We start from the raw sequence: 25,611 nt of genomic DNA, 5'->3' as shown, positions 1-25,611 counted from the left end.
TCAGCGCCCGCGCATGCCGTCGAACACGTCGGCGAAGGCCGGCTGGTTCGAATGGCTGATGCTGGAACGGGCGGCCTCGATCACCAGCGGCAGCGGGTGGCCGTGCAGCGAGGCGATGATGATCTGCTTCACCACATGATAGATGGCGGCATCGCTTTCGATCACCTGCCGGCAGCGGCTGGCGAAGGGGCCGACGATGCCATAGGCCAGCAGCACGCCCAGAAAGGTGCCGACCAGCGCCGATCCGATCATGCCGCCCAGGATCGCCGGCGGCTTGTCGATCGATCCCATCGTCTTCACCACGCCCAGCACGGCGGCGACGATGCCGAGGGCGGGCAGCGCATCGGCGAGGTTCTGGAGCATGTCCGCCGGGCGGATATCGTCATGATGGTGCGTCTTCAGCGCATTATCCATCACCTCCTCCACGGCGTGCGGATCGAGCGTGCCGGAGGAGACGACGACGAGGCGCAGCGTATCGGTGATGAGGTGGACGAGCGTGTCGTCCTTCATCAGCTTGGGATATTCCTGGAACAGGGCGGAGGATTTTGGATCCTCGATATGCGGCTCCAGCGCGACGGGGCCGTCGGTGCGCAGCATCTTCATCAGCCGCGAGACGAGGAAGATCGTGTCGAGATAATCCTGCCGGCTGTAGCGCGCGCCCTTGAACACCTTGGCAAGCCCGCCGCCGAGTTGCTTCAGCTCCTTCATCGAATTGCCGGCGATGACGGCGCCGATCGCGGCGCCGCCGATGATGAGCATTTCGTGCGGGATCGCATGCAGCACGGGGGCCAGATCGCCGCCGGTGAAGGCGAAACCCCCGAAAACCATCGCCAGCAGAACCACGAGACCGATCGCCGCGAACATGAATCCCCCTTCGAAGCCCGAGCTGGCAGGCGGGATTCCAACGAAATCACCGGCCTTCGATGAGGGTTAACGGCCGGCTTTGGCGGTCTTTATGCTTAAAGGGGCGTTAGGTGGAAAATTATTGCGGGCGGCGGCGGAAAGATGCGGGCGGGCCGGACCTCGCATCGCCGGGCGTCGATACGGCCGCCGCCTCGGTCCTTTCCGGTCACCCTGACCGGCTGCCCGCCACCGCGATAGGGATCGTAGAGCGGCCTCCAGTCACGTTCGTCCCAATCATCCCAGCCCGGATATGCGCCTGTTGGCGCAGATGATGAACCCGCCCTCAACCGGCCGGCGTTGAACAGCCTCACGGCAAGCCGGGAGAGAGGATATGAAACGTTATGCCTATGGCTGGATCACGGCCGCGTTTTTCCTGATTTCGATCGCAGGCCATTGGATTTTCGGCTGGTTTGCCTTTGTCGACGAGGCGAGGGCGCATCATCAGTCCCCCGAGATGTCGTCCTATCTTTTCGAAATGGCGCGGGACACGTTCGAAAACTGGCAGTCCGAATTCCTCCAGCTGATCTGGCAGGTCGTGGGCCTCGCTTATTTCCTCTACATCGGATCGCCCGCATCCAAGGAGAATGACGACCGGCTGGAGGCCAAGGTCGACGAACTGCTGCGATATGCCGGCGGGCGGGACGCGGACGGGCTGATCGAGGAGATCGACCGGCGCTATCTGCGGACCGGGGGCCACGCCAAGCCGCATGCCCATGGCGACCTGGGCCATGAATAGCCGCCGCACGCTCCTTGGATATCCGGTCGCTCTATCCGGGTTTGCACCGATGGCTGGACGGTTTGGGAAGGCTTAGCCTCGATCCGGAATCGAGGAGGTGTGCCATGCCGCGTCCGTTCCAGGGAAAGATCGAGCTAGACGTCCGCAATTCCACGGCCGATTGGGATGCCTTTCTGGCGCAGAAGGCACCCGAGGGCGCGCCCAACGTGCTGGTCATCCTCTATGACGATACCGGCCAGGCCGCATGGTCGCCTTATGGCGGCGGGATCAGCATGCCGACGATGGACAGGCTGGCGAAGAACGGGCTGACCTATACGCAATGGCACACGACGGCGGTGTGCTCGCCGACGCGGTCCTGCTTCCTCACCGGGCGCAACCACCACGCCAACGGCTTCGGCACCATTTCCGAGGCGGCGACCGGCTTTCCCGGCTATAACGGCCATATCCCGCTGGAGAACGGCACCATCGCGCATATCCTGCGCAACGCCGGCTACAGCACCTTCTGGATCGGTAAGAACCACAATGTGCCGGTCGATGCCTTCAGCATCGGCGCCAGCAAGAAGGCATGGCCGCTGGGCCTTGGTTATGATCGCTTCTACGGCTTCATCGGCGGCGAGACCAACCAATGGTATCCCGAACTGATCGAGGACAATCATTTCGTCGACCAGCCCTACCAGCCCGAAGAGGGCTATCACTTCTCGAAGGACATTGCCGACAAGGCCATCACCTTCATCCGCGACACCCGGCAATCCGATCCCGAAAAGCCCTGGTACATGTGGTATTGCCCCGGCGCGAACCACGCCCCGCATCATGCGCCGCAGGAATATATCGACAAATATAAGGGCAGGTTCGACGACGGATACGAGGCCTATCGCGAATGGGTGCTGGCCCGGATGATCGAACGCGGCATCCTGCCCGAAGGCACGGAGCTGACGCCGATCAATCCGCTGCCCGAAGGCGTGCTTCCCGAAGCCGACAGCGTGCGCCCCTGGGACACGCTGACCGCCGACGAAAAGAGGCTCTTCAGCCGCATGGCGGAGGTCTATGCCGCCTTGTCCGAATATACCGACGTCCAGATCGGCCGGCTGATCGACTATCTCGAGGAATCGGGCCAGCTCGACAACACGCTGATCTTCTACTGCGCGGACAACGGTGCCTCGGGCGAGGGATCGCCCAACGGATCGGTCAACGAAAACCGCTTCTTCAACGGCTATCCGGACGATCTGGAAAGCAACATGGCGATGATCGACAAGCTCGGATCGCCGGACACCTATAATCATTATCCGACGGGCTGGGCGGTGGCCTTCTCGACGCCCTACCGGATGTTCAAGCGTTACGCCTCATACAGCGGCGGCACCTGCGATCCGCTGGTGATCCACTGGCCCAAGGGGATCGGGGCCAGGGGCGAGGTGCGCCACCAATATCATCACTGCACGGATATCGTGCCCACCATCCTCGAATGCTGCGGCGTGCCGATGCCCGATGAGATCGACGGGGTGAAGCAGGCGCCGCTGGCGGGCGTATCGATGAAATACAGCTTCGACGATGCCGGGGCGCCGACCACCAAGGAAACCCAATATTACGAGATGTGCGGCACACGCGGCATCTGGCACAAGGGCTGGAAAGCCGCGGCCCAGCATGGCCCGCTGCCATCCGACCAGGGCAATTTCGACAAGGATGTCTGGCAGCTTTTCCACACGGAGGAGGATCGCGCGGAGGCGCATGATCTTGCCGCCGGGAATCCGGGGAAGCTCAAGGAACTGCAGGATCTCTGGTTGGAGGAGGCGAGGAAAAACAACGTCCTGCCACTGATCGACCTCGGCGTGGTAGGGATGCATGCGGCGGAGTTCCATGCCGCCCCGCTCAAGAGCGGGCGCTACGTCTATTATCCGAACACGACCGAGGTGCCCGAGGCATCGGCGGCCCGCACGCTGGGGGCCTCGTTCAAGGCGCTGGCCGAAGTGGAATTTACCGGCGAGACGGAGGGCATAATCTTTGCGCAGGGTTCGCGCTTTGGCGGCTATTCGCTGTTCGTGAAGGGCGGCAAGCTCATCTTCGCCTATAATTTCCTGGGCATCCCGCCGGAGCAGCGGCTGAGCTGTGACGCGCCCGCGCTTGGCAAGCACATCGTTGGTGTCGAGTTCGAGAAGACGGGCCATGGCGACTATGCCGAGGCGCTGGGCAAGATGACGCTATATGTCGACGACAATGCCGCCGCGGCGGGCGATTTCCGCACCCAGTCCGGCCGTTATGCGCTGTGCGGGGAGGGCCTGGCGATCGGCCGCGATGCCGGCGATGCGGTCAGCAGCGAATATGGCTCCGGCTTCGCCTTTTCCGGCGGCAGGATCGAAAAGGTCGTGTTCGATGTCGCCGACGACCATTATCTGGATGTCGAGCAGGCGCTCGCCGCGGCGATGGCGCGCGATTGATCGAGGCGCACGGGCGCTGCCGATGGCTCGCCCGCGCCGATCGGACCTCGATCAGCCCAGCAGGTCGAACAGGGTCTGCCGGTTGATGCGGGCGAAGGCGGCCTGGGCGGCCTCCAGCGACAATTGCTTGGCCTGGAGCTTCGCCACCGTTTCGGTGACGTCGGTATCCTCCAGCTTGCTGCGCTCCTCCGCCAGCACGAGGCCCGAATTGGCGAAGCGTTCGCGCGCGGTATCGAGGCGGGCGGCGCGGACGCCCTGATCGGCGCGGGCGGCGGTGACGGTTTCGGTGGCGCCGATCACATCGGCCATCGCCGCGTTGCGCAACGCGGCGTCCGGCTCCTCGATCGCGTTCGCCGCATCGCTGACGATGGCGGCCAGATCCTTGGTGCCGCCGCTGGCGGTGGCGACGTTGGTGAACAGCCCGTCCTGCGAGACGGAGGGCGCGATGAACAGACCGGGGCCGATCGGCACGGCGAGCGAATCGCCGGCGGGGAAGAGCGGCTGGCCGCGCGAATCCTTGGTTTGCGAAAGCTCGGCGATCTCGGCGGCGATGGAGCGCAGCTCGATCGCCATCGCCTTCCTGTCTTCGTCGCTATAGGTGCCGCTGTTGGCGGCGGTCATCAGCTCCCGCGCGCGATCGAGCGCGTTGGCGACGCTGCCCAGCGTGGTATCGGCGCGGGTGGCGAGCGCGGAGGCGGCATCGACATTCTTCGCCCACACCCCCTCGTTCGCCTGGGCGCGGCGGATGTCGGCGACTCGGGCGGAAGCGGCGGGATCGTCCGACGCGCGCTGCAGCCGGGTCTCGTTCGACAGATCGGCCTGCGCGCGCGCGATCTGGGCGGCAAGCTTCTGCTGGCGCGAGATTTCTGCCGAAAGGTGATAGCGGGTGTTGTTGATCATCGTGCGGGTCGCCTCAGAACAAATCCAGAATGGCTTGTAGCGTTTCGCGGGCGACCTGAATTATCCGCGCGGAACCATTATAGGCTTGCTGGAAGCGGATCAACTCCGCTGCTTCGCGATCGAGATCGATTCCCGTCACCTCCGCCCGTGCGATCAGCGCCGCATCCCTGCGTGTAGCAGTGACATCGGCCTGGGTGAGCGCCTGTGCGGTGGCCTGGGCATGGCCGGCGACGAGGGCCGCCATGCGATCCTCCGCCCCGCCGCTCCGCAGCGACTGGAGGGCGATGAGGTTGCCGTTGGGCGTGCCATCGGCCGATGCGGCGGCGACGGCCGCGGGATCGGTGGTGGCGATGGCGAGCGAGGCCGCGCCGGTGGCGCCGATGGCGAGCAGCGGCTGGCCGGGATTGCCGGCGGCATCGCGGCCGGCGGCCGACCAGCCATTGACCGTGGCGGCGAAATCCGTGGCGATCGCATCCAGGCTGGCGCGGCGATCGGCGACGGTGGCGGCGACGTCGATCAGCCCGCCGATCGCGCCGCCGGCCAGCGGGACGGACTGGGTGCCGTCCCCCACCGAGGCGAAGAGGGTGAGCGTGCCGTTGGCCGCCTGGGCCACCGCGATGGGATTGGCCATGACGCCGGAAAGCAGCTTGGCCGCTTTGTTGCCGGCGAGCGTGAGGGTGGCGGTGCCGTCCGCCCCATAGCTGGCATCGATATCCAGCCGGCCGGAGATGTCGTCCACCAGCCGGTCGCGTTCGTCGAGCAGGCTCGTCTGCGCGGCGGTGCCGGGTTCGGAACGCATGAGCGCGAGGTTGACCTTGGCCAGCGCCGCGAGGCTGCCGTTCACCGCGTCGACATGGGCCTGCGCTTCCTTGGCGATGCCGGTGGCGGTGGTGGCCAGCCCGCCGGCGGCGGTGCGGAAGGCGCCGGCGGCGGCGTCGAGCGCCGACAGTAGCGCCTGGCGGGGCATGGGGTTGGCGGGATCGGAAGCGAGCGCATCGGCGGCGTTGAAGAAGGCGGTTAGCCGCGCGCCGATGCCGGCATCGCCATCATCCAGCGCGTTTTCCGCCGTCTGCAGCCAGCGGGCGCGGGCCTCCGCGCTGCCGGCCTCGGCGCTGGCGGCGCGGGCCTCCTGATCGCGGAACTGGTCATAGGCCCGGGTGATCGCGGTGATCTGCGTGCCGGAAAAGACCATGTTGCCGCGATAGACCGGCGTCATCGGCAGGGCGGTGAGCTGTTCGCGCTGGGCGGTCGAACGCCGGGTGAAGCCGGGCGTCTCCGCATTGGCGACATTGTCGCTGATCGCGGAAAGGGCCGTCTTGTAGGCCGATATGCCCGAGGCGCCGATGCTGAGAAGATCGCTCATTTGCCAGTCTCTACGGCGGGGCCGGGCGAATCTTTAGGAAGCGTTGATGCCGGGGCCTTGGGCTGGAACTGGGCGATCAGCATGTCGGCGATGCCGATCGCGCCCTTTTCCGCCATCGCATCGGCGGTGCGCGCGTCGGCCATGTCGCGGAACTGATCGCCGGCGGAGGAGCCCAATATGTCGTCGCCCAGGCTCGCCTGCCGCATTGCGCCGATCATCTGGCGGAGGAACACGGCCTCGAACTGGCGGGCGGCGGCCTTGAGCGCGGCCTGATCGGCCTGCTTGCCGCCAAGGCCGATGGCGGGGCTGAGCGGCAGGCCGGAGGAGAGGGGCGTCGTCATAGCACGATCAGCTCCGCCTTCATCGCGCCGGCCTGCTTCAGCGCTTCGAGGATGGCGACGAGATCGGCGGGCGAGGCGCCGATGGCGTTCACCGACTTCACGATATCGGCCAGGCTGGCGCCGGGGCGGAAATCGAACATCGGCCGGCGTTCTTCCTCCACGGCGATGGTGCTGGAGGGTTCGATTTCGGTCCTCCCGCGCGAGAAGGGGGCCGGCTGGATGACGCGCGGGTCCTCGTCCACCCGCACGGTGAGCTTGCCATGGCTGACGGCGGCCGGCGCGATGCGGACCGCGCCGTTGATGACGACGGTGCCGGTGCGGGCGTTGACGATGACGCGGGCGGGCGCATCCGCCGGATCGACGGGCAGGTTTTCGATCTGGCCCATCAGGGCGGTGCGCGCCTCGGCCCCGGCGGCGGCGCTGATCTCGATCGTGACGGCATCGACCGCGCGGGCGCGGCCGGGGCCGAGCGCGCCGTTCACCGCGTTGGCGACCCGGCCGGCGGTGGTGAGATCGGCCTCGGCGAGGTTGAAGGTGAGGTAGGGGGCGTTGGCAAAGCCCGCATCGACCGCGCGCTCCACCGTGGCACCGCCCGGAATGCGGCCCGAAGTCGGGATGTTGACGGTGAGCTTCGATCCGTCCGCCGCATCGATGCCGAGGCCGCCGACGGCGAGATTGCCCTGCGCCATCGCATAGACCTGCCCGTCCGCGCCCGCGAGCGGGGCCATCAGCAGCGTGCCGCCGCGCAGCGACTTGGCCTTGCCCAGCGCGGACACGGTGATGTCCAGCCGCTGGCCGGGCTTGGCGAAGGCGGGCAGCTCCGCCGTGATCATGACGGCGGCGGCGTTCTTGAGCTGCGGGTTGATGCCGGCCGGCAGGTTCAGGCCGAAGCGGGAGGCCACGCCCTTCATCGCCTGCGTCGCATATTCCAGGCTGTCGTCGCCCGTGCCGGCGAGGCCGACGACGATTCCGTAGCCGGTGAGCTGGTTGGGGCGGACGCCCTGGAAGGTGCCGAGATCCTTGATCCGCTCCGCTTGCGCGGGCGCGGCGGCGAGGATCAAGGCCGTAAAGGCTGCGAGGACGAGGCGGAGCATCCGGTGATCCTCAGAAAGGGCTGACGATGGAGAAGAAGTGGCTGAGCCAGCCCGGCTTGCTGGCACGCGCGACATCGCCCTTGCCGGCATAGGCGATGCGGGCATCGGCGACGCGGGTGGAAAGCACGCGATTGTCCACGCTGATGTCCGCGGCGCGGACGAGGCCGGAGATGCGGATCGTCTCGTCCCCGCGATTGAGCGTCAGCAGCTTTTCCCCGCGCACCAGATAAGTGCCGTTGGGATAGACCGCCGCGATCGTCACACTGATCTCGCCCGAAAGCGCGTTGGACTGGGTGGCGGCGCCCTTGCCGTCGAAGCTGGCGCCGCCGCTTGCCGCCACGTCCGACGGCTTGAAGAAGGAGAGCGGGCCGGTGGACGGCGGCGTGAGGCCGATATCGCCCGAGCGATCGGTGCTGGACGCGGCGCTCTTGCTCGCCTGGGTGCGTTCGACCAGAACGATCGTCAGCACGTCGCCCACCATCGCGGCGCGCTGGCCGCTGGTGAGGGGGGCATAGCCGTTCGCCGCCTGGAAGATCGCGCCGTTGGCGGGCGGCGGCGGCGGGGGCGGGGCATAGACCGGCGCGTAATCCGCCTTGGGCTGCTTGCGGCCGAACAGCCCGGCCGATGCCGGCTGGGCGACGAGCGCGGCGGCGACGAGGCCGAGGAGGATGCGCCGGGCCATCGGATCAGAACTGCTGGTTGACATATTGCAGCATCTCGTCCGTCGCCTTGATCATCTTGGAATTGACCTCGTAGGCGCGCTGGGTCTCGATCATGTCGACGAGTTCCTCGACGACGTTGACGTTGGAGGCTTCGAGCGACCCCTGGCGGATCGAGCCGCGCCCATCGAGGCCGGCGGTGCCGACCTGCGGCGCACCCGATGCGGGGGTTTCGGCCATCAGATTGTTGCCGAGCGATTCCAGCCCCGCCGGATTGGTGAAGCGGGCGAGCTCGATCCGGCCCAGCTCCTGAAGATCCGATTGGCCGGGCAGCTGCGCCGATATGGTGCCGTCGGCGCCGATGGTGATCGACTGGGTGCCTTCGGGCACCTGCACCTGCGGGATCAGCGGCATGCCATCGTCGGTGACGATCGTGCCTTCGCCGGAAAGCTTGAAGTCGCCCGCGCGGGTATAGGCGGTGCGGCCGTCCGGCATCTCCACCTGGAAGAAACCCGCGCCCTCGATCGCCATGTCCAGCGCGTCGCCCGTCGTCTGCAGCGTGCCCTGCGTGTCGATCTTGGCGGTGCCCTTCACCTGCACGCCCGATCCCAGCGACAGGCCGGTGGCATATTTANCCTCGCAGTGTTCAAACTGCGAAATCAAGGCCGGACACATGTGAGCACTCTGCCGGAGTTCATCAGAATCAAATCAGGCCTTGACCGAAGGGGTGTCCACACATGTCCTGCGAGGACGGCGCGCCCGGCGCGGTGATCGCCTGATAGGCTAGCGTTTCGAAGCTGGCGCGATCGCGCTTGAAGCCGGTGGTGTTCACGTTCGCGAGGTTGTTCGCGATCACGCGCATCCTGAGGTTCTGCGCGTCCAGCCCGGTGCGGGCGACATGGAGGGCGGCGTTGGTCATGAGCGGCTATCCTTTCGGCCCCTCGCCTCAATCGGGCAGGCGCATGAGATCCGCCCCGGAATTGTCGAGTTCCTTGGCGGTGGTGACGAGCTTGATCTGCATTTCCCAGGCGCGGCTGGCGTCGATCATGTCGACCAGCGCCTGGGTGGCGTTGACGTTGGAGCCTTCGAGGCTGCCGGCGGTGACGCGCGCTTCGGGATCGGATGGCAGCGCGCCGCCGCCTTCCACCCGGAACAGGCCGTCCAGCCCCTTGGCGATGCGCGATCCCGTGGGGCTCACCAGCTTCAGCCGGTCGAGCTGCTGCATCGGCTGGATCGGATCGGCGCCCTGCGCGCGATACCAGATCACGCCCTGCGCATCGATCCTGATGTCGTCGGCCGGCGGCATGGTGATCGGCCCGGTCTCCCCGAGCACGGGCGCGCCATCGCCGGTGACGAGCAGCCCGCCCGGCGAGATCGCGAGATCGCCCCGGCGGGTATAGGATTCCTCGCCATCCTGCGCCTGGACGGCGAGCAGCGCATCGCCGTCCAGCGCGATATCGAGGTTGCGCCCCGTTTCGGTGACGGCGCCGCCGCGCATATCGGCGGAGACGACCTCCTCCGACGCGGCCGCGCGGGTTTCGAGGCCGCCGTTGCGACCGCCGGCCGCCTGGATCCACAGCGGCCGGACCGATGCCATCTCGGCGCGGAAGCCGGTGGTGTTGGCATTGGCCAGGTTGTTCGCGGTCGTCGCCTGGCGCGCCATCGCGCCACGCATCGCCGAGAGCGAGCTGTAGATCAGACGGTCCATGGCGGCGCGCCTCTTTCCCTTTCAGCCGGTTATCAGTTGCGCATGTTGATGATCGCCTGGGTCATCGTGTTCGCGGTTTCGATGGCCTTGGCGTTCGCCTGGAAATTGCGCTGCGCGGAGATGAGCGCGACCAGTTCCTCGGTGATGTCGACGTTGGAGCGTTCGAGCGCGCCCGACTGGATCGTGCCGAAGCTGTCCGCCGATGCGGTGCCGACGATCGGATCGCCGGATTCGCCCGAGACCGTCCATTTCGCGTCGCCGATCTGGCGCAGGCCCGCCGGGTTGGCGAAGGTGGCGAGGATCAGCTTGCCGAGCGGCTGGGTTTCGCCGTTCGAGAAGCTGGCGGTGACGAGCCCGTCCGGCCCGACCGTGACGCCATCGAGCTGGCCGGCGGCGAAGCCGTCCTGGCTGACCGAGGAGATGGTGAAGGGCGCCTGCGCCTGCTTGGTGGTGAGGCCGAAATCGATGCTCATCGAAAGCGGCGCGATGGCGCCCACCGGCTGGGCATCGGCATATTGCACCTGGTTGAGCGGCGTCTGGATCTGCCCGGCATCGTTGAAGGTGAGGGTGAGCGGCACGGGCGGCGTCGGGTTGTTGGGATCGGAGCTGATCTCCTGATCGCCGACGAACAGCCGCGCTTCCCACTGGCTGTTGGGATCGGCCGAGGTCGGCAGCGTCTTGCGGACGAAATAGAGCGTCGCGGGCAGGGCGTTGCCGACCGCGTCGTAAACCGTGGTCGCCGTGCTCTGATTGTAGCTGTTCGGATCGAAGCGGCTGAACTCATAGGGCGTATCCGCGCTGTAGGAGACGCGGTTGGCCGGCAGATCGGCGCTGACCGGCAGCGTGACGGCCATCTTGAGCAGGCTGGTGGCCTTGGGCTGGCCGGAGGTGAGCGGAAGCTGGAGGTTGCGCGTCGCATCCAGGCTGGTGGCTGTCACCGATCCCCGGCTGTCCACCGGCAGCACCTGCAGATAGGCGCCCGAGCTGTCCGTCACGAACCGGTCGCTATCCACCGAGAAGGTGCCGTTGCGGGTGAAGGCGACCTGCCCGCCGGTGATGCCCGATCGGGTGACGAAGAAGCCCTGGCCGGAAATGGCGAGGTCCAGCTCGCGATCCGAGGTTTCGAAGCCGCCCTGGGTGAACTGCTGGGTGATGGCGCGCAGCCGCGTGCCCTGGCCCGCCATGGCGGAGGACTGGAGCGGGGCGGCCGAGATGATGTCGCCGAATTCGGCCTTGCTCTTCTTGAAGCCGGTGGAGCCGACATTGGCGACGTTGTTCGAAACGACCGAAAGATCGGTCTGCGCCGCCTTGAGGCCGGAAAGCGAGGTATAGAAGGACATGGGAGCTATCTCCGTTCTGGAATCTGGAAGACGGGATCAGGCGATGCGCAGCGCCTCTTCGGGCTTGACGATGCCGAGCGAGGTGATGAGCTGCGCTGCCCCGCCGGCGGCGGGCGACTGGACGCCGTTGATCATCGTCCAGCTTGAAATGACGGGCTTCATCGGGCCGCTGGCGCCGTAGGCCGTCACCATCACCTTGAGCGGGCCGGTGCTGACGGCATTGCCCTCCGCATCCTTGCCGTCCCAGCTATAGCCGACCGATCCGGCCTTCTCCGCGCCGAGATTTTGGGAATGGACGACGGCGCCGGTCGGATCGACTAGGTCGATCTGCACGTTGGTGGCATCCTCCGGCAGTTCCGCCTCGAACGCATAGCTGCCGTCGGCGAGCGGGGTGGCGGTGGCCGAGGAGACGAGCGCTGCCCGCCCGATCCAGCCGGCGACGTTGCCGACCCGCGCGGTGGCGAGGTCGGACGCCATCGCCTTCAGGCTCTGGTTCATCTCCGCGATGCCGGACACCTGCGAGAATTGCGCCATCTGGGCGACCATCTGGGTGTTGTCCATCGGGTTGAACGGATCCTGCGCCTTCAGCTGCGCCGTCATCAGCGTGAGGAAGCTCGACTGGTCGAGCGTGCCGTTCGGCGCCGAGCCGTTGGGGTTCGACTTGCTGCCCAGCGAGTCGAGATAGGATTGTCCGGTGATCGAGGTCATTTGCCGAGCCTCAGCGTATCGAGGGTGAGGGTCTTTGCCGTCTGCAAGACCTGGACGTTGTTCTGGTAGGCGCGGGCGGTTTCCAGCATGTCGACCATCTCGGCCGCGCTATCGACATTGGCTTCCCATACGTCGCCGTTCGCATCCGCCAGCGGATGATCGGGCGAATGCTTCTTCACCGCCTCGCTGGTGGAGGTGAGGATGGAGCCTACCTTGACGGTCGCGACGCCGGGCCGGTCGGTGACGGGCATGAACACGGGCCGGAGCGCCTTGAAGGCACCTTCCTTGCTGCCCGAGACCGAACCCGCATTGGCGAGGTTGGAGGCCGTGGTGTTGAGGCGCATCATCTGCGCGGACATCGCCCGGCCGGCGATGTCGAATACCGAGAGCGGGTCCGCCATCGTCATTCGCCCTTGATCGCCGTCATCAGCGTGTTGATGCGGCCGTTGAGGAAGGAGAGGGTGGTGCGATACTGGACCGCATTCTCCGCGAAGATCGTTTGCTCGGTGGAAAGCTCCACCGTGTTGCCGTCCTGCGAGGGCTGGAGCGGCACGCGATAGCCCATGGCGCCGGCGGCCGCGGCATCGGCGCGCGTGCCGGCCTGCGCCATGTCCAGCGCCTTGGTGAAATCGAGGTCGCGGGCCTTGTATCCGGGGGTCGATGCGTTCGCGATGTTGGACGCGAGCAGCGCCAGCCGCTGGCTTCTGAGCGCCAGCGCGTCGCCGTGGACCCCGAACAGGCTTTCGCCGGATTTTCCGCCTGAGCCGACCATCACGAAATTTTTCCTCTAAAATGAACCGGAGGGCGGCCGTTACCGAGCATGTCGGCACGATGCCTTCCTGGCGGGCCGACAAGCAGCAAGGGCCGTGCCAGACGGGGGAAAGCCCCTGTTTCCGCGGTTCCATGCGACAAGGCGGCACGCGACCGGCAATTTTTTGCCGGGGGCGGCAATTTTTTGCCGGTCGGCCGGCAAGCCTGCGGGAATCCCAGGCGCGGCCGGGCGGATGGAACCGGTGGCCCATGGCAATGCTCGAACAGATCGGCCGCTTCCTCGACCCGCTTTCCCTGCTGATCGTGCTGGGCGGCGCGCTGGCGATCGCGTTCGCGCGATCGGGGCTGGCCGATGGCGGGCGCGCCTTCGCCGCGCTGCGCCCGCTGCTGCGCGGCGATCTGGAGAAGGATGCCACGGCCGCGATGCGGGCGGCGAACCAGGTGGCGGCGGTGGCGGATGCGCGCGGCATCGCCTGCGCCGATCGGGTGGAGACGGCCGGACCTTTCCTGCGGCGCGCGGTGCTCCATCTCGCCAATGCCGCCACGGCCGAGGAGTTCGCCCTGTGGGCGGAGGCCGAGATTGCCGGCCGCCGCCGCCGCCATGCCGCCGCCGCCGCCTTCTGGAACGCGCTGGCCGATGCCGCGCCCGCCATGGGGATGATCGGCACCATCGCCGGGCTGATCGGCATGTTCGCGCAGATGGACGACGCGGCGAAGATCGGCCCGCCGATGGCGCTGGCGCTGCTGACCACGCTTTACGGCATCATCCTGGCCAATGTGATCGCCGGGCCGATCGCCGCGCGGCTGGAGCGGCTTTCGGACGGCGAGATCGCCTGGCAGGCGCGCGTGCTCGATCGCTTCGCCATGCTGGCGCGGGCGGAGCTGGTGCCGGTGCGGCCGGTGCTGAGGGCGGTTTCATGAAGGCCGCGCGCGCACCGCGCTGGGCGGTGAGCTTCGCCGATCTGTGCCTGTTGTTGCTTGGCTTCTTCATCCTCCTCCAGGCCCAGAACGGCCGGACGGACGGGCTGGCGGCCGGGCTGCGATCGGCCTTCGGCACGGCCGCCGCGGCGGGGGAGGCGGCGCGCGACCTGCGCTTCGCGGCCGCCGGCCTGTTCGAGCGCGACGAGGCGGTGCTGACGGCGGCGGCGGCCGAGCGGCTGCGCGCGATCGGCGCCGAGGCGCGGGCGAAAGGCCGCCGGGTGCGGATCGTGAGCGAGGGGCAGGGCGGGGGCAATGCCCGGCTCGACCGGTGGGAGCTGGCGGCGGCGCGGACGGCGGCGATCGCGCGCGGAATCCGGGCCGGCGGGCTGGACGAGCAGGCGATCGCGATCGCCATTCCGGCCACGTCCGGCACGGCCGCGGCGGGGCAGGCCATCACGGTGCGGATCGATGGCGCGCGGTGATTGGCGCGTTTCTTGCTGTTTATCGGCGGAATGAAAGGATTTCAGCCGATGCGACGCATGTTCCCCATCCCCGCCATCCTGATCGCGGCTCTTCCGGCCGTGGCGACGGCGCAGGCCGGGCCGTTCCAGGATCTCGCCGCGCTGGAACGGCGGCTGGCGATCGCGCTGGGCGCCGATATCGGCCAGCCGGGCGGCCCGGCGGCCCCCATCGACCGGCGGATGAAGCTGGCTGCCTGTCCGGCGCCGGTGGCGATCGAGCCTCCCTTCGCGGGCGCGGTGGTGCTGCGCTGCGCGGAGATCGGCTGGCGGGTGCGGGTGCCGTTGCTGGCGGGCGGCGCGCAGATGCAGCAGGCCGCGATGGCATCCGCCCCGCGACCAGCCAGGGCCGATCCGGTGATCCGGCGCGGCGACCCCGTGGAGATACGCGCCGGCCAGCCCGGCTTCAGCGTTTCCAGCCAGATGATCGCCGATCAGGATGGCGCGCCGGGGGAACGGATCCGCGTGCGCGCGGGCGCGAAATCCCGGCCGATCATCGTCGAGGTCGTCGATATCGGCCTCGTGCGCGTGCCGGGCATTTAAAGAATTTTCCGGCGTGCCGTTAAAAGCGGATATTGGACCGTAGAATGTGCACCCGAGGGATGGAAAGATGATCGACGGCATCGGACCAAAAGCGACGGGAAGGATCGAAACCGGCCGGGTTTCCGGCGCGAAGAGCGATAAGGTGGCCGCCGTTCCGGCAACGGCTCCCACCGAGGAAGCCGCCGCTGCCGCGACCAACCCGGCAAGCGCGCTGGCGGCCGCCGGCGCCCCCATCGATCATGCCCGCGTGCAGGAAATCCGCGCGGCCATCGCCAACGGCGCCTATGCGCTGGAGGTGAAGGCGATCGCCGCCCGGATGATCGCGCTCGATCTGCCCCCGCGCGGCTGACCCGGATGAGCATCGCCCTGGTCGATCGCCTTGCCGAAGCCGGCCGCGCGCTGGCGGTGGCGCTTGACCGCAACGACATCGCCGCGATCGAGTCGGCCGCCGCCGGTTTCCAGGCGGCCACCGCCGCCGTCGGCGGGGCGGGCGGCTGGCGCGACACGCCCGAGCTCAAGGCCCGCATCCGGGATGCGCTGGCGGACGTCGAGGCCGCGCGCCTGCGCTGCGCTTATTATGGCGACGCCGCCCGCCGCCGGCTGGAAAAGCTGGCCACCATCGGCGCCAATGTCGCCGCGCCCATCGCCTACGGCCGGCAGGGCCGGATCTGAGCGGCAAGAGGCCGACTGCCGATAGTCCTCCTCTTGGGGGTGGGTAGGCGAGGAGCGTGCCCAGCTAACCCCGCCTCATGCGGCGGTTCACATGATATCGACCTCGGGCGTGGCCGAGCTGATCCTTGCAAGAACCGTCGGGTGCCTCGGCGGAGCCCGCCCCCAGCCGCTTTCTTCAGTGGAAGTCATCGCCCCAAATTGGCACGGCTTTTGCTTAAATTCACCCGCACATAAGCGGGAAGAAGCATGGCCACCAACGCTTTGAACAAGACGATCTGGGCGAATGCGGGCAAGGGCGCGATCCTGCCCTTTGCCACGCTGATGCTGGTGGGGCTGATGATCGTGCCGGTGCCGTCGCTGGTGCTGGACGTGGGCTTCATCACCAACATCATGATCAGCCTGGCCGTGCTGATGGTGGCGCTGAACGCGGCCAAGCCGCTCGATTTCTCCTCCTTCCCCACCGTGCTGCTCTTCGCCACGCTGCTGCGCCTGTCGCTGAACGTCGCCTCCACCCGCGTGGTGTTGGTGGACGGGCATGAAGGCCCCGACGCCGCCGGCCATGTGATCGAGGCGTTCGGCCATTTCCTGATCGGCGGCGACTGGGCCGTCGGCATCTTCGTGTTCGCGATCCTGATGATCATCAACCTGGTGGTGATCACCAAGGGCGCGGGCCGCGTGTCCGAAGTCTCCGCCCGCTTCACCCTGGATGCGCTGCCCGGCAAGCAGATGGCGATCGACGCCGATCTGAACGCCGGGCTGCTGACGCCGGACGAGGCCAAGGCCCGCCGCGTCGAGGTGGCGACCGAGGCCGATTTCTACGGATCGATGGACGGCGCCTCCAAGTTCGTGAAGGGCGATGCCGTCGCCGGCGTGCTGATCCTCGTCATCAACATATTGGGCGGCCTGATCCTGGGCGTGATGAGCCACGGCCTGTCGATGGCGGAGGCGGCGCAGACCTATGTGATGCTGGCGATCGGCGATGCGCTGGTGGCGCAGATCCCCGCGCTGCTGCTGTCGATCGCGGCGGCGGCCATCGTCACGCGGGTGTCGTCGCCCTTCGATCTTTCCGGCCAGATCACCAGCCAGTTCGGATCGGCCCGCGCCTGGACGCCGGTCGCGGCCATTCTGTTCCTGCTGGGCGTGATGCCGGGCATGCCGCATGTCGTGATTCTTTCCGCCGCCGCCGTGGCGGGCGCGGTGGCGTGGCAGCTCCGCAAGGCCCCGGCGCGGGAAGCCGCGCGCCGTGCCGAGGAGGAAGCGGTGGCCGCCGCCGCTGCCGAGCCGCTGCCGTCCACGATCGGCTGGGACGAGGTTTCGGACGGTGCCGCCCTGGGGCTGGAGATCGGCTACGGCCTGATCGCGATGGTGGACGAGCGCAAGGGCGCGCCGCTGATGGCGCGGATCACCGGCATCCGCCGCCAGCTCAGCCGCGAGCTGGGCTTCGTGGTGCCGATGGTGCGGGTGCGCGACAATCTTTCGCTGGAGCCCAACGCCTACCGCATCACCGTGGCCGGCGTCATCATGGGCGAGGACCAGTGCTGGCCCGAGGACCTGCTGGCGCTGGACAGCGGCGCGCTGGAAAGCCGGGTGGAGGGCCGCGAGGTCCGCGATCCGAGCTTCGGGCTGGAGGCGGTGTGGATTCCGCCGGCCAAGCGCACCGAGGCCGTGGTCGCCGGCTATACCGTGGTCGATCCGGCCACCGTGATCGCGACCCACCTCAACCAGATCATCGCCAATGCCGCCGCCGACCTGTTCGGCATGGACGAGGCGCAGAAGCTGCTCGACGCGCTGAAGGAGGTGGCGCCGCAGCTCGCCCAGGGCCTGACGCCCCAGCCGCTGACGCTGGCGCAGGTGGCCGGCCTCTGCCGGGGCCTGCTGGCCGAGGGCGTGCCGCTCAAGGATTTCCGCCGCATCGCCGAGGCGATGGTGGAGGCCGCGCGCGAGGAGGCGGACCCGGCGCAGATGCTGGAGGCGGTGCGCCGTCGCATCGGGCCGATCATCGTGCAGACGCTGGTGCCGATGCGCATGCCGCTGCCGGTGGTGACGCTGGACGGCGGGCTGGAGGCGCTGCTCGCCCAGGCGGTGCGCGCCGGGCCCAACGCCACCCATCCCTTCGAGCCCGGCCTTGCCAACCGGGTGGTGACGGCGGTGGGCGAGGCGGCCCAGCCGCTGATGGCGGAGGCCCGCCAGTTCGCCATCGTCACCTCGCCGCTGGCGCGCCGGCCGCTGGCGCGCCTTCTGAAACCGCATCTGGCCGAGGTGCCGGTGCTGTCCTTCCTCGAAATTCCCGACGGCAAGGCCGTGGAGGTCGTTGCCGTGGTCGGCGGCGGCAATCCCGCCGTTCCGGCCGAGCGCGAGCTCGTGCGCTGATGCGCGCCGGCTCGTCCCCGCGAAATCACCTGAAGGGTTGAAACCATGGCCTTCGCCAACGCCGCCATCAGCCAGACCTACCAGCGCCGCCCCGCGCGGGCGCGCCCCGGCGATCTGGCGCGGGAACATATGCCGCTGGTGCGCCGCATCGCCTGGCACGTTCATGGCCGGGTGTCGAACGCCATCGACATCGAGGATCTGGTGCAGATCGGCATGGTCGCGCTGGTCGAGGCGGCCAACAATTTCGAGGATCGCGGTTTCGCTTTTTCCACTTATGCCACGACGCGCATCCGCGGGGCGATGATCGATCATCTGCGCCGCCACGCCAATATCTGCCGTTCGGCGATGAGCCGCAGGCGGGAGATCGCCCGCGTGCGCGCCCGGCTGGAGCAGGCGCTGGGCCGGCCCGCGACCGATGCCGAGATGGCCGATGCCATGGGGCTGAGCGCCGCCGACTATCGCGAGGCGGCGGACAGCACGGCGGCGGTGCGGCAGGAATCGCTGGATGAGGTCTATTCCGACCAGTCGATGTGGTTCGCCGACATCGAGGAGCGCGTGGACCAGACGCTGGAGCGGGATGAGCTGCGCGACCTGCTGGCCGGCCATATCGCCGAGCTGCCCGAGCGTGAGGCGCTGGTGCTGCAGCTTTATTTTGTCGAGGAGATGAACCTGGACGAGATCGGGCTGACGCTGGGCGTGGGCGCCGCGCGCGTCTGCCAGATCAAGAAGGCCGCGCTCGATCGGCTGCGGGCAAGGCTGGCCGACCACCGTTGATCCGCCGGTCGATCCGGTCGACCTTCTCGGCGATGCTGTTGATCCGGTTGGCCAGCTCCGCCTGGGCATCGCGGATCGCATCCACCCATGCGGCATTGCTGCCCAGCGCCTGATAACGCACCAGATCGCGGCGGAAATCGTCCAGCGCGGCGCGCATTTGCGCCGCCGTGGCGGGGGCGCCGGCTTCGTCGGCCGGCATGTCTGCGGCGGTGGGCGGCAATGCCGGATGAAGCGGCGCCGCCCGTTCGGCAATGGGGAGAGGGGTGGTGGAAAGCCCGTCCACCGCGCGTTCCAGCGCTGCGATGCGCTGCCCCGCTTCGGCGGCATTGCGGCTGGCGATGACGAGGCCGATCGTGGCGACGAGGCTGGCGAAGGTGGCGAGCGCCGCGATGCCGTAGGGCAGGGCGGCCTTCAGCCCGGAAAGCCGGCGACGGCCGGCCGTCGCCGGGCCGGCGGCTTCCGGGGTTGCGGGTTCCGGCCCGGTCGCCGGCGCATTGGCGACGATATCTGCATCGGCGGCATCGGCATTGATCGGGGCGGTGAATTCCACCGCCGTCGCCGGATCGAACGCCTTGCCATCGGTCCGCTTGTTCATGCCCGTTTCCGTCCCGACCATGGGTGGCTGAAAATAGGGAAGGGCCCCGGCGCGTGGGGTGTGCGCCGGAGCCCCGTTTCCTCCTCCCGGAAGTCCCTTTCGCTTAGCGCAGCAGGGTCAGCACGTTCTGGCTGCTCTGGTTGGCCTGGGCGAGCATCGCGGTGGAAGCCTGGGCCAGCACCTGCGCCTTGGCGAGGTTGGTCGTTTCCGCCGAGAAATCCGCATCCTCGATCCGCGAGCGCGCATCGGAAAGGTTGGTGAGGTTCGCGGTCAGGTTGTTGACGGTCGATTGCAGGCGGCTCTGCGAGGCGCCGAGCGTGGCGCGCGTGGTCGCCACCGTCGAGATGGCGGAGGTGAGCGTCGCCAGATCGGTATCCTGAAGATCGCTGACGTCGATGCTGGTGGCGTCGCTCAGGTCGAGTTCGGCGAAGTCGAGCGTCACCGTGTCGCCGGCATTGGCGCCGACCTGGATGTCGACCTTGCCGTCCGCATCCGCGCCGGCCGAACCGTCGAACAGCTTGACGCCGTTGAAGTCGGTCTTGGTGAGGATGTCGCTGATCTGGCTCTGCAGTTCCTTCACTTCGGCCTGCAGGTTGCCCTTGTCGCTGTCCGAATAGGTGCCGCTCGACGCCTGCACTGCCAGCTCGCGGATGCGCTGCAGCATGTTGCTCACTTCGTCCAGAGCGCCTTCGGCGGTCTGCGCCATGGAGATGCCGTCGTTCGCGTTGCGGACCGCCTGGGTCATGCCGCGAATCTGCGAGGTCATGGTCGAAGCGATGGCGAGGCCGGCGGCGTCGTCCTTGGCGCTGTTGATGCGCTTGCCGGTCGACAGGCGCTCCATCGCCGTCTGCAGGGAGCTGTTGGCGACGCGCGATCCGTTCTGAGCCCGGAGAGCGCTGATATTGGTGTTGATGACGGTCACGGTCGTTCCTTTCCCGCTCGATAAGTCAGGCTGTCCGGTCTCGTCCGTGCCAGCCACGATCGGGGTAACGGTGGGGTTTCGGGGAGCTTTAGGGGCGGCGCCCGCAAATTTTTTTCGGAGGCTCGGCCCGTTTTCCAAGGAAACGTCCTACGCGCGTGCGCGGGCCTGCGTAGAGGCGCGGACGGGCCGACAAAGCCATTTAATAAAATTAAGACGATCGTAACCAACCCGGCAATATTTTCCTACCTCGAGGCGCCACCGGATCGGTGGCCGGCACGGTGGGGGCTGTGATGCGGATGATCGGATTGAGCGAAGGGGCGGCGGACGCCAACCCCACGCTCGCGGGGTGGTTGAGGGGGATCGGCTTCGACGCCGCGATCGTCCCCGCCACCGATCCGCGCGAACGCGGCGAGATCCGCATCCTCGACATTTCCGAAACCGCCGCCGCCACCCATCGCGACCTGATCGTGGAATTCGCGGACGGCGCGCCTTTCTATCACCCGGCGGCGGACGGCCTGCCGGCGCGGCTGCGCTTCGGCTTCGCCGACATGGCGTTCGGCAACGCGCTGATCGCCGAGCTGGTCCGTCCCGCCGCCCGGCCCGCCTGCGGCGAGCCGGAAAGCGCGAAGTTCCTGGCGCTCGCCACCAAGGTCGCGCGATCGGATGCGACGGTGCTGGTGCTGGGCGAGACCGGCACCGGCAAGGAAGGCGTCGCCCGTTATATCCATGCGATCAGCCCACGCGCGGACAAGCCGTTCGTCGCGGTCAATTGCGCGGCGTTGCCCGAAACCATGCTGGAAGCCATGCTGTTCGGCCACCAGAAGGGCAGCTTCACCGGCGCCGGCGCGGCGAGCGAGGGCCTGTTCCGCGCGGCGGAGGGCGGCACGCTGATGCTGGACGAGGTGGCGGAACTGCCGCTCGCCCTCCAGGCCAAGCTGCTGCGCGCGCTGCAGGAGCGCGAGGTGCTGCCGGTGGGCGCGACCCGCAGCGTGACGGTGGATGTGCGAATCGTTGCCGCCGCCAACCGCGATCTGGCCGCCGAGGTGGCGGCGGGCCGGTTCCGCGCCGATCTTTACTGGCGGCTCAACGTGATGCCGCTCAACCTGAAGCCGCTGGGCGAACGCCGGCAGGATATCCGCGCGATCGCGGCGGCGCTGCTGGTGCGGCACATGCCGGCGGGCGAGGCCTTCGCCTGGCCCACGGCCGCCGCGCTCGACCGGCTGATGGCGCATGGCTGGCCCGGCAATGTGCGGGAGCTGGAGAATGTCCTCCAGCGCGCGCTGCTGCTGCGGGACGGCGATCGGATCGATGCCGGAGACCTGAGCATCGAGGCGATGGCCCCGGTGATGGCGCCCGCCGCGATGCCCGAGGCGCCGGAAGTCCGGCCGCAGCGCAGGTTCGCCGATATCGCCCGCGCGCTCCAGGCCCGCGCGATCGAGGAGGCGCTGGCGGCGACCGGCGGCCACCGCCTGCGCGCGGCCGAACGGCTGGGGATCAGCGAGCGCACGCTGCGCTACCGCCTCGCCGACATGCGTGCGGCGGCCTGAGGGGCTAGGCGATGACCAGGATAGACAGCTCCAGCCTGCTCCAGATGCGGAGCGCCATCCTCCAGCAGAATGCCGCGCTCCAGAAGGCGGCGCAGAAGCCGGCCGAACAGGCCCCGATCGCGGGGCCCGGGGCTGCCGGGCCGCAGGCGCCGGCCAACTTCACCAAGGCGTTCGGCGACGCGCTTTCCGCCGTCAACGAGCTGCAGGCGAAAGCGGGCGCCGCCTCCGAATCCTACGAACGCGGCGAGACGACCGATATCGCCGCGGTGATGCTTCAGCGTGAACAGGCCAACCTTGGTTTCCAGGCCACCCTTCAGGTCCGCAACAAGCTCCTTGCCGCATACAAGGACATTATGAGCATGCCGGTATAAGCCATGGCAGACATAGCAGTTTCCAACGATGCCGCGCCGGGACGCGCGCTCGCCATCCCCGCCGCCGGGCGCCCGCCCATGGGGCCCATGCTCGATCGGCTGAAGGGCATGATGGAGCAGCCGGCCGTGCAGCGCAGCCTGCCGATGATCGGCCTGGTCGCGATGCTGGGCCTCGCCGCGCTTGCCTGGATGGCCTTTTCGCAGGCGCCGCAGCGCGATCTGTTCCGCGGCCTCGCCGATGGCGACAAGGCGGCGGTGGCCGATGCGCTGAAATCGGCGGGCGTGGATTATCATATCGATCGCGATACCGGCACGCTCACCGTTTCGGACGGGGATTTCTACCGCGCCCGGATGCTGCTGGCGCAGGCCGGCCTGCCCAAGAGCGCGCCGGACGGCGATGCGATGATCAGCGCGCTGCCGATGGGCGCCAGCCGGGCGGTGGAGGGGGAGCGGCTGCGCGGTGCGCGCGAGCTGGATCTGGCCCGCACCATCGAGCAGATCGACGCCGTGGCCGCCGCCCGCGTGCACCTGGCCGTCGAGCAGCCCAGCGTGTTCCTGCGTGAGAGCCGGCAGACGGCGGCGTCGGTGATGCTCCAGCTCCAGCCCGGCCGGTCGCTGGGCGATGCGCAGGTGAAGGCGATCGCCCATCTCGTCGCTTCCTCGGTGCCGGGGCTGAGCGCGGAGGGCGTGTCGATCGTCGACCAGTCCGGCAAGCTGCTGTCCGGCGGGGGCGGCGACGCCGCGACCGACGCGAGCGAGCGCCAGATCGACATCCAGGCGAAGATGGAAAGCCGCTATCGCGAGGCGCTGGACAAGCTGCTGATCCCGATCGTCGGCCCCGGCAACTATACCGCCGAGGTGCATGCCGACCTGGATTTCGCCGAGGTGCAGGCCACGCGCGAAAGCTATCCCAAGGATCTCGCCACCGTCCGCGCCGAACAGGGCGGATGGACCAAGGAAGGCGGGCCGGACGGCCCCGACGCGGTGGGCGGCGTTCCCGGCGCCATCGCCAACACGCCCCCACCGGCGAGCCAGGTGGCCGCCCAGCCGAACGGCGCCATGACGCCGCCGGTGCCCGGCGCGCCCAACACTGGCGCCACGGCTGCCCAGAGCCGCACGACCGAGAATTACAACCGCACCTTCGAGCTCGGCCGCGAGGTTTCGGTGACGCGCAATCCGGTGGGCACGGTGCGCCGGCTTTCCGTGGCGGTCGCGCTGCGCGACGTGAACGGCAAGGCCCGGCCCCGTGCCGAGCTGGTGCAGATCGAGGATCTGGTGAAGGGCGCCGTCGGCTTTGATCAGCAGCGCGGCGACACTATCGCCGTCAACAGCCGCAAGTTCGCCGATACCGATGTGGAGGCGGTGGGCGCCAAATGGTGGGATGCGCCCTGGGTGGGGCTGGCCGCGCGCAACCTTTCCGCGCTGATGATCGCCGCCCTGCTGGTGTTCGGCATCGCCCGCCCGCTGCTGAAGCGCCGCATCGCCGCCGCCGCGCAGCGCGCCAAGGAGGAAGCGGCCGCCCGCGAGGCGCAGCGCGCGCTGGTGGGGCGCGAGATCGCCGCCACCATCGCCGATGAAAGCCGCATCGATCCCAATCGCACCGTGACGCTGGACATGATCGAGGCGACGCCGGGCTATGCCGAGCGCGCCGAGCTGATCCGCGGCTTCGTGCGGCAGGACCCCGCCCGCGCCGCGCTGGTGGTGCGCGACCTGATCCGTGCCGACAACCCTTCGGGAGATGCCCGCAATGGCTGAAGTCGAAACGCTGACCCGCGAGGCGGGCGAGCGCATGCCCGCCGGCTGCGAGGCCGCCGCCATCCTGCTGATGCTGCTTTCCGAGGAGGAGGCCGCCGACGTGCTGGCCCGGCTGGAGCCGGACGAGGTGCAGATGCTGGGCGGTGCGATGTTCGGCGTGGCCGATGTCAGCGAGGGGCAGGTGAACGGCGTGCTCGACCTGTTCGTCCGCCGCGCCCGCGCCCGCACCACCATCGGCTTCGGCGCGGACCGGCATATCCGGGGGATGATGGAGCGCGCGCTGGGCAGCGACCGCGCCGACAACATCATGGCCCGGATCACCCCGCCGACCCGCACCAATACGCTGGACGCGCTGAAGTGGATGGACCCGCGCACCATCGCCGCGCTGATCGAGAACGAGCATCCGCAGATCGCGGCGCTGGTGCTGGCGCATCTCGACCCGCCGATCGCCGCCGACGTGCTGCAGCTGGTGGACGAGGAGGCGCAGACCGACCTCATCTACCGCATCGCCAAGCTGGGGCCGGTGACGTCGGAGGCGCTGGAGGATCTGGAGCGCGTGCTGCTCCGCCAGCTCGGCCATACCATGCGCGGCGGCGCCACGTCGCGGCGCGGCGGGACGAGCGAGGCGGCGAAGATCGTCAACAATACCCGCACCACCGCCGAGCAGCGCATCATCCGCTCGCTCAACAAGCTGGATCGCACGCTGGCCCGCACGATCGAGGACGAGATGTTCGTGTTCGACAATCTCGGCGCGCTCGATGAGAAGAATATGGGCACGCTGCTGCGCGCGGTGGACAATTCCATCCTGGTCGTGGCGCTGAAGGGCGCGGAGGAGAAGCTGCGCGGCAAGATGCTGGGCTGTATGTCCAGCCGCGCCGCCCAGTCGATCATGGACGAGATGATCGAGCGCGGCCCGATGCGGCTGACGGAGGTGCAGGACGCGCAGAAGGAGATGCTGGCCATCGCCCGCCAGCTTGCCGACGCCGGCACCATCAACCTCGGCGGCAAGGACGGCGACTATGTCTGACATGTGGAGCGCCGCCACCGGCATCGCCGCCGCCCGGCTGGGCACCGTCACCCGCGATCCCGCGCTGGCCGTGTTCACGCCGTGGGCGGCGGTCGCCACGCCCACGCCCTTCGTGGCGGACCGGATGGTCTGCCCCTCCAACGACGCGGAGCCGGAACCCGCGATCGATACGGCCGCGCTGGAGGCGGATGCCTTCGCCCAGGGCTTTGCCGAGGGGCGGCGGACGGCGGAGATCGAGATTGCCGAGGATCGCGCCGCGCTGATCCGGCTGGCCGAAAGCCTGCAGGCGCTGCGGCCCGAGCCGCATCACGAGCTGGGCCTGCTGCTGGCCGAGACGGTGGAACGGCTGGTGCGGCAGATCGTGGGCGAGGTGGCGATCGACAGCGCCGCCGTGCTGGCGCGCGCCAATGCCGCCGCCGCGCTGATCGCCGAGGAATCGCGCCCCGCGCGGATGCGGCTCTGTCCCGAGGACCATGCCCGCCTGGCCGATGCCGATCTGCCGGTGGAGCTGATCGCCGATGCCACGCTGGCGCCGGGCACGGTGCTGGTGGAAACCGGCGAGGGCTGGATCGAGGACGGGCCCGAGGCGGGGCTGGAAAAGCTCAGCGCCGCGCTCGACAAGATGGGCGTGCCGCGATGACGGG

The 25,611-nt window shown here is 68.5% G+C and carries 27 protein-coding genes and 1 pseudogene; 14 read left to right on the top strand and 14 right to left on the bottom strand.

The features are described 5' to 3' along the window. Positions 1 to 864, bottom strand: coding sequence for a flagellar motor stator protein MotA (motA, locus tag CV103_RS02145; RefSeq protein ID WP_107393839.1), 864 nt, complete (start codon positions 862 to 864; stop codon positions 1 to 3). Positions 865 to 1,234: 370 nt separating this feature from the next. On the opposite strand from motA, the gene CV103_RS02140 reads away from it, so the two are divergent. Both CV103_RS02140 and CV103_RS02135 read left to right on the top strand, forming a co-directional pair. After that, complete coding sequence (locus CV103_RS02140) at positions 1,235 to 1,639, top strand: DUF6766 family protein (RefSeq protein WP_015457951.1); 405 nt, start codon at positions 1,235 to 1,237, stop codon at positions 1,637 to 1,639. Positions 1,640 to 1,743: 104 nt separating this feature from the next. Continuing rightward, entirely contained in the window at positions 1,744 to 4,068 is a 2,325-nt protein-coding gene (locus CV103_RS02135) for an arylsulfatase (RefSeq protein ID WP_107393838.1), read from the top strand. 51 nt (positions 4,069 to 4,119) lie between these two features. Here the strand turns inward: CV103_RS02135 and CV103_RS02130 are convergent, their stop codons facing one another. The 11 genes and pseudogenes from CV103_RS02130 to flgB all read right to left on the bottom strand — a co-directional run bounded on the left by CV103_RS02130 (position 4,120) and on the right by flgB (position 12,953). Continuing rightward, the gene (locus CV103_RS02130) at positions 4,120 to 4,968 is read right to left on the bottom strand and encodes a flagellin (RefSeq protein ID WP_107393837.1); all 849 of its coding nucleotides are present in this window, start codon (positions 4,966 to 4,968) and stop codon (positions 4,120 to 4,122) included. Between the two features lie 13 nt (positions 4,969 to 4,981). Next, a complete protein-coding gene (flgK, locus tag CV103_RS02125) occupies positions 4,982 to 6,331 on the bottom strand; it encodes a flagellar hook-associated protein FlgK (RefSeq protein WP_107393836.1) in 1,350 nt (449 codons plus the stop codon). Beyond that, positions 6,328 to 6,672, bottom strand: a complete 345-nt coding sequence (locus CV103_RS02120; protein ID WP_015457947.1) for a rod-binding protein — start codon at positions 6,670 to 6,672, stop codon at positions 6,328 to 6,330. Before CV103_RS02120 ends, flgK begins: the two co-directional genes overlap by 4 nt. After that, positions 6,669 to 7,766 (bottom strand): flagellar basal body P-ring protein FlgI, encoded by a 1,098-nt coding sequence (locus CV103_RS02115; RefSeq protein WP_107393835.1) that lies wholly within the window; start codon positions 7,764 to 7,766, stop codon positions 6,669 to 6,671. Before CV103_RS02115 ends, CV103_RS02120 begins: the two co-directional genes overlap by 4 nt. A 10-nt stretch (positions 7,767 to 7,776) precedes the next feature. Further along, complete coding sequence (locus tag CV103_RS02110; protein WP_015457945.1) at positions 7,777 to 8,448, bottom strand: flagellar basal body L-ring protein FlgH; 672 nt, start codon at positions 8,446 to 8,448, stop codon at positions 7,777 to 7,779. Between the two features lie 4 nt (positions 8,449 to 8,452). Continuing rightward, positions 8,453 to 9,344 (bottom strand): annotated as a pseudogene (flgG, locus tag CV103_RS02105) (flagellar basal-body rod protein FlgG). Positions 9,345 to 9,371: 27 nt separating this feature from the next. Beyond that, positions 9,372 to 10,133, bottom strand: coding sequence for a flagellar basal body rod protein FlgF (locus CV103_RS02095; RefSeq protein WP_015457943.1), 762 nt, complete (start codon positions 10,131 to 10,133; stop codon positions 9,372 to 9,374). Between the two features lie 32 nt (positions 10,134 to 10,165). Further along, entirely contained in the window at positions 10,166 to 11,473 is a 1,308-nt protein-coding gene (locus CV103_RS02090; RefSeq protein WP_015457942.1) for a flagellar hook protein FlgE, read from the bottom strand. A 36-nt stretch (positions 11,474 to 11,509) separates the two neighbouring features. Next, positions 11,510 to 12,181, bottom strand: a complete 672-nt coding sequence (locus CV103_RS02085; protein ID WP_107393834.1) for a flagellar hook assembly protein FlgD — start codon at positions 12,179 to 12,181, stop codon at positions 11,510 to 11,512. Next, on the bottom strand, positions 12,178 to 12,582 hold the full coding sequence (gene flgC / locus CV103_RS02080; protein ID WP_413818428.1) for a flagellar basal body rod protein FlgC: 405 nt from the start codon (positions 12,580 to 12,582) through the stop codon (positions 12,178 to 12,180). Before flgC ends, CV103_RS02085 begins: the two co-directional genes overlap by 4 nt. A gap of 2 nt (positions 12,583 to 12,584) precedes the next feature. After that, positions 12,585 to 12,953 carry a flagellar basal body rod protein FlgB gene (gene flgB / locus CV103_RS02075; RefSeq protein WP_070934502.1) on the bottom strand — a complete coding sequence of 123 codons (369 nt, stop codon included), beginning with the start codon at positions 12,951 to 12,953 and terminating at the stop codon, positions 12,585 to 12,587. Positions 12,954 to 13,207: 254 nt separating this feature from the next. Here flgB and CV103_RS02070 point away from each other — a divergent pair, with 254 nt between their 5' ends. The 7 genes from CV103_RS02070 (at position 13,208) to CV103_RS02040 (ending at position 18,750) form a co-directional block, all read left to right on the top strand. Continuing rightward, the gene (locus CV103_RS02070; protein WP_107393833.1) at positions 13,208 to 13,873 is read left to right on the top strand and encodes a MotA/TolQ/ExbB proton channel family protein; all 666 of its coding nucleotides are present in this window, start codon (positions 13,208 to 13,210) and stop codon (positions 13,871 to 13,873) included. Then, complete coding sequence (locus CV103_RS02065; protein ID WP_107393832.1) at positions 13,870 to 14,355, top strand: flagellar motor protein MotB; 486 nt, start codon at positions 13,870 to 13,872, stop codon at positions 14,353 to 14,355. The genes CV103_RS02070 and CV103_RS02065 overlap by 4 nt, the downstream gene beginning before the upstream one ends. Positions 14,356 to 14,403: 48 nt before the next feature. Beyond that, on the top strand, positions 14,404 to 14,934 hold the full coding sequence (locus CV103_RS02060; RefSeq protein WP_245896611.1) for a flagella basal body P-ring formation protein FlgA: 531 nt from the start codon (positions 14,404 to 14,406) through the stop codon (positions 14,932 to 14,934). 67 nt (positions 14,935 to 15,001) lie between these two features. Beyond that, complete coding sequence (gene flgM / locus CV103_RS02055; protein WP_107393831.1) at positions 15,002 to 15,283, top strand: flagellar biosynthesis anti-sigma factor FlgM; 282 nt, start codon at positions 15,002 to 15,004, stop codon at positions 15,281 to 15,283. Between the two features lie 5 nt (positions 15,284 to 15,288). Next, positions 15,289 to 15,606, top strand: coding sequence for a hypothetical protein (locus CV103_RS02050; protein WP_107393830.1), 318 nt, complete (start codon positions 15,289 to 15,291; stop codon positions 15,604 to 15,606). A 246-nt stretch (positions 15,607 to 15,852) separates the two neighbouring features. Then, complete coding sequence (gene flhA / locus CV103_RS02045) at positions 15,853 to 17,976, top strand: flagellar biosynthesis protein FlhA (protein WP_015457933.1); 2,124 nt, start codon at positions 15,853 to 15,855, stop codon at positions 17,974 to 17,976. Positions 17,977 to 18,021: 45 nt separating this feature from the next. Further along, positions 18,022 to 18,750, top strand: a complete 729-nt coding sequence (locus tag CV103_RS02040) for a FliA/WhiG family RNA polymerase sigma factor (protein WP_015457932.1) — start codon at positions 18,022 to 18,024, stop codon at positions 18,748 to 18,750. Here CV103_RS02040 and CV103_RS02035 read toward each other — a convergent pair. Together CV103_RS02035 and CV103_RS02030 are read right to left on the bottom strand one after the other, a co-directional pair. Beyond that, positions 18,698 to 19,345 carry a hypothetical protein gene (locus CV103_RS02035; protein ID WP_146163367.1) on the bottom strand — a complete coding sequence of 216 codons (648 nt, stop codon included), beginning with the start codon at positions 19,343 to 19,345 and terminating at the stop codon, positions 18,698 to 18,700. The two genes, CV103_RS02040 and CV103_RS02035, sit on opposite strands and share 53 nt — an antisense overlap. Before the next feature lie 103 nt (positions 19,346 to 19,448). Beyond that, complete coding sequence (locus tag CV103_RS02030; RefSeq protein WP_015457930.1) at positions 19,449 to 20,267, bottom strand: flagellin N-terminal helical domain-containing protein; 819 nt, start codon at positions 20,265 to 20,267, stop codon at positions 19,449 to 19,451. 290 nt (positions 20,268 to 20,557) lie between these two features. Between CV103_RS02030 and CV103_RS02025 the strand changes: the two genes are divergently transcribed. Genes CV103_RS02025 through CV103_RS02005 form a run of 5 tightly spaced genes read left to right on the top strand, consistent with a single transcriptional unit; the run spans position 20,558 to position 25,607 of the window. Then, on the top strand, positions 20,558 to 21,814 hold the full coding sequence (locus CV103_RS02025) for a sigma-54 interaction domain-containing protein (RefSeq protein ID WP_107393828.1): 1,257 nt from the start codon (positions 20,558 to 20,560) through the stop codon (positions 21,812 to 21,814). An 11-nt stretch (positions 21,815 to 21,825) separates the two neighbouring features. After that, entirely contained in the window at positions 21,826 to 22,185 is a 360-nt protein-coding gene (fliE, locus tag CV103_RS02020; RefSeq protein ID WP_107393827.1) for a flagellar hook-basal body complex protein FliE, read from the top strand. A 3-nt stretch (positions 22,186 to 22,188) separates the two neighbouring features. Then, the gene (gene fliF / locus CV103_RS02015; RefSeq protein WP_107393826.1) at positions 22,189 to 23,940 is read left to right on the top strand and encodes a flagellar basal-body MS-ring/collar protein FliF; all 1,752 of its coding nucleotides are present in this window, start codon (positions 22,189 to 22,191) and stop codon (positions 23,938 to 23,940) included. After that, a complete protein-coding gene (fliG, locus tag CV103_RS02010) occupies positions 23,933 to 24,967 on the top strand; it encodes a flagellar motor switch protein FliG (RefSeq protein ID WP_107393825.1) in 1,035 nt (344 codons plus the stop codon). The genes fliF and fliG overlap by 8 nt, the downstream gene beginning before the upstream one ends. After that, on the top strand, positions 24,960 to 25,607 hold the full coding sequence (locus CV103_RS02005) for a FliH/SctL family protein (protein ID WP_041864819.1): 648 nt from the start codon (positions 24,960 to 24,962) through the stop codon (positions 25,605 to 25,607). The genes fliG and CV103_RS02005 overlap by 8 nt, the downstream gene beginning before the upstream one ends. The last annotated feature ends 4 nt before the right edge of the window (positions 25,608 to 25,611 follow it).

The sequence above is a fragment of the Edaphosphingomonas fennica genome (assembly GCF_003034225.1).
GTDB classification, from domain to species: Bacteria; Pseudomonadota; Alphaproteobacteria; order Sphingomonadales; family Sphingomonadaceae; genus Sphingomonas_E; species Sphingomonas_E fennica.
Note: the sequence above shows the minus strand (reverse complement) of the source record. Positions and strands in the feature narration are given on the sequence as shown.

Excerpts from the sequence above, each read along its gene's own strand:
- motA (WP_107393839.1), bottom strand. The coding sequence starts at position 864 with ATGTTCGCGGCGATCGGTCTCGTGGTTCTGCTGGCGATGGTTTTCGGG.
- CV103_RS02140 (WP_015457951.1), top strand. The coding sequence starts at position 1,235 with ATGAAACGTTATGCCTATGGCTGGATCACGGCCGCGTTTTTCCTGATT.
- CV103_RS02135 (WP_107393838.1), top strand. The coding sequence starts at position 1,744 with ATGCCGCGTCCGTTCCAGGGAAAGATCGAGCTAGACGTCCGCAATTCC.
- CV103_RS02130 (WP_107393837.1), bottom strand. The coding sequence starts at position 4,968 with ATGATCAACAACACCCGCTATCACCTTTCGGCAGAAATCTCGCGCCAG.
- flgK (WP_107393836.1), bottom strand. The coding sequence starts at position 6,331 with ATGAGCGATCTTCTCAGCATCGGCGCCTCGGGCATATCGGCCTACAAG.
- CV103_RS02120 (WP_015457947.1), bottom strand. The coding sequence starts at position 6,672 with ATGACGACGCCCCTCTCCTCCGGCCTGCCGCTCAGCCCCGCCATCGGC.
- CV103_RS02115 (WP_107393835.1), bottom strand. The coding sequence starts at position 7,766 with ATGCTCCGCCTCGTCCTCGCAGCCTTTACGGCCTTGATCCTCGCCGCC.
- CV103_RS02110 (WP_015457945.1), bottom strand. The coding sequence starts at position 8,448 with ATGGCCCGGCGCATCCTCCTCGGCCTCGTCGCCGCCGCGCTCGTCGCC.
- CV103_RS02095 (WP_015457943.1), bottom strand. The coding sequence starts at position 10,133 with ATGGACCGTCTGATCTACAGCTCGCTCTCGGCGATGCGTGGCGCGATG.
- CV103_RS02090 (WP_015457942.1), bottom strand. The coding sequence starts at position 11,473 with ATGTCCTTCTATACCTCGCTTTCCGGCCTCAAGGCGGCGCAGACCGAT.
- CV103_RS02085 (WP_107393834.1), bottom strand. The coding sequence starts at position 12,181 with ATGACCTCGATCACCGGACAATCCTATCTCGACTCGCTGGGCAGCAAG.
- flgC (WP_413818428.1), bottom strand. The coding sequence starts at position 12,582 with ATGGCGGACCCGCTCTCGGTATTCGACATCGCCGGCCGGGCGATGTCC.
- flgB (WP_070934502.1), bottom strand. The coding sequence starts at position 12,953 with ATGGTCGGCTCAGGCGGAAAATCCGGCGAAAGCCTGTTCGGGGTCCAC.
- CV103_RS02070 (WP_107393833.1), top strand. The coding sequence starts at position 13,208 with ATGCTCGAACAGATCGGCCGCTTCCTCGACCCGCTTTCCCTGCTGATC.
- CV103_RS02065 (WP_107393832.1), top strand. The coding sequence starts at position 13,870 with ATGAAGGCCGCGCGCGCACCGCGCTGGGCGGTGAGCTTCGCCGATCTG.
- CV103_RS02060 (WP_245896611.1), top strand. The coding sequence starts at position 14,404 with ATGCGACGCATGTTCCCCATCCCCGCCATCCTGATCGCGGCTCTTCCG.
- flgM (WP_107393831.1), top strand. The coding sequence starts at position 15,002 with ATGATCGACGGCATCGGACCAAAAGCGACGGGAAGGATCGAAACCGGC.
- CV103_RS02050 (WP_107393830.1), top strand. The coding sequence starts at position 15,289 with ATGAGCATCGCCCTGGTCGATCGCCTTGCCGAAGCCGGCCGCGCGCTG.
- flhA (WP_015457933.1), top strand. The coding sequence starts at position 15,853 with ATGGCCACCAACGCTTTGAACAAGACGATCTGGGCGAATGCGGGCAAG.
- CV103_RS02040 (WP_015457932.1), top strand. The coding sequence starts at position 18,022 with ATGGCCTTCGCCAACGCCGCCATCAGCCAGACCTACCAGCGCCGCCCC.
- CV103_RS02035 (WP_146163367.1), bottom strand. The coding sequence starts at position 19,345 with ATGAACAAGCGGACCGATGGCAAGGCGTTCGATCCGGCGACGGCGGTG.
- CV103_RS02025 (WP_107393828.1), top strand. The coding sequence starts at position 20,558 with ATGCGGATGATCGGATTGAGCGAAGGGGCGGCGGACGCCAACCCCACG.
- fliE (WP_107393827.1), top strand. The coding sequence starts at position 21,826 with ATGACCAGGATAGACAGCTCCAGCCTGCTCCAGATGCGGAGCGCCATC.
- fliF (WP_107393826.1), top strand. The coding sequence starts at position 22,189 with ATGGCAGACATAGCAGTTTCCAACGATGCCGCGCCGGGACGCGCGCTC.
- fliG (WP_107393825.1), top strand. The coding sequence starts at position 23,933 with ATGGCTGAAGTCGAAACGCTGACCCGCGAGGCGGGCGAGCGCATGCCC.
- CV103_RS02005 (WP_041864819.1), top strand. The coding sequence starts at position 24,960 with ATGTCTGACATGTGGAGCGCCGCCACCGGCATCGCCGCCGCCCGGCTG.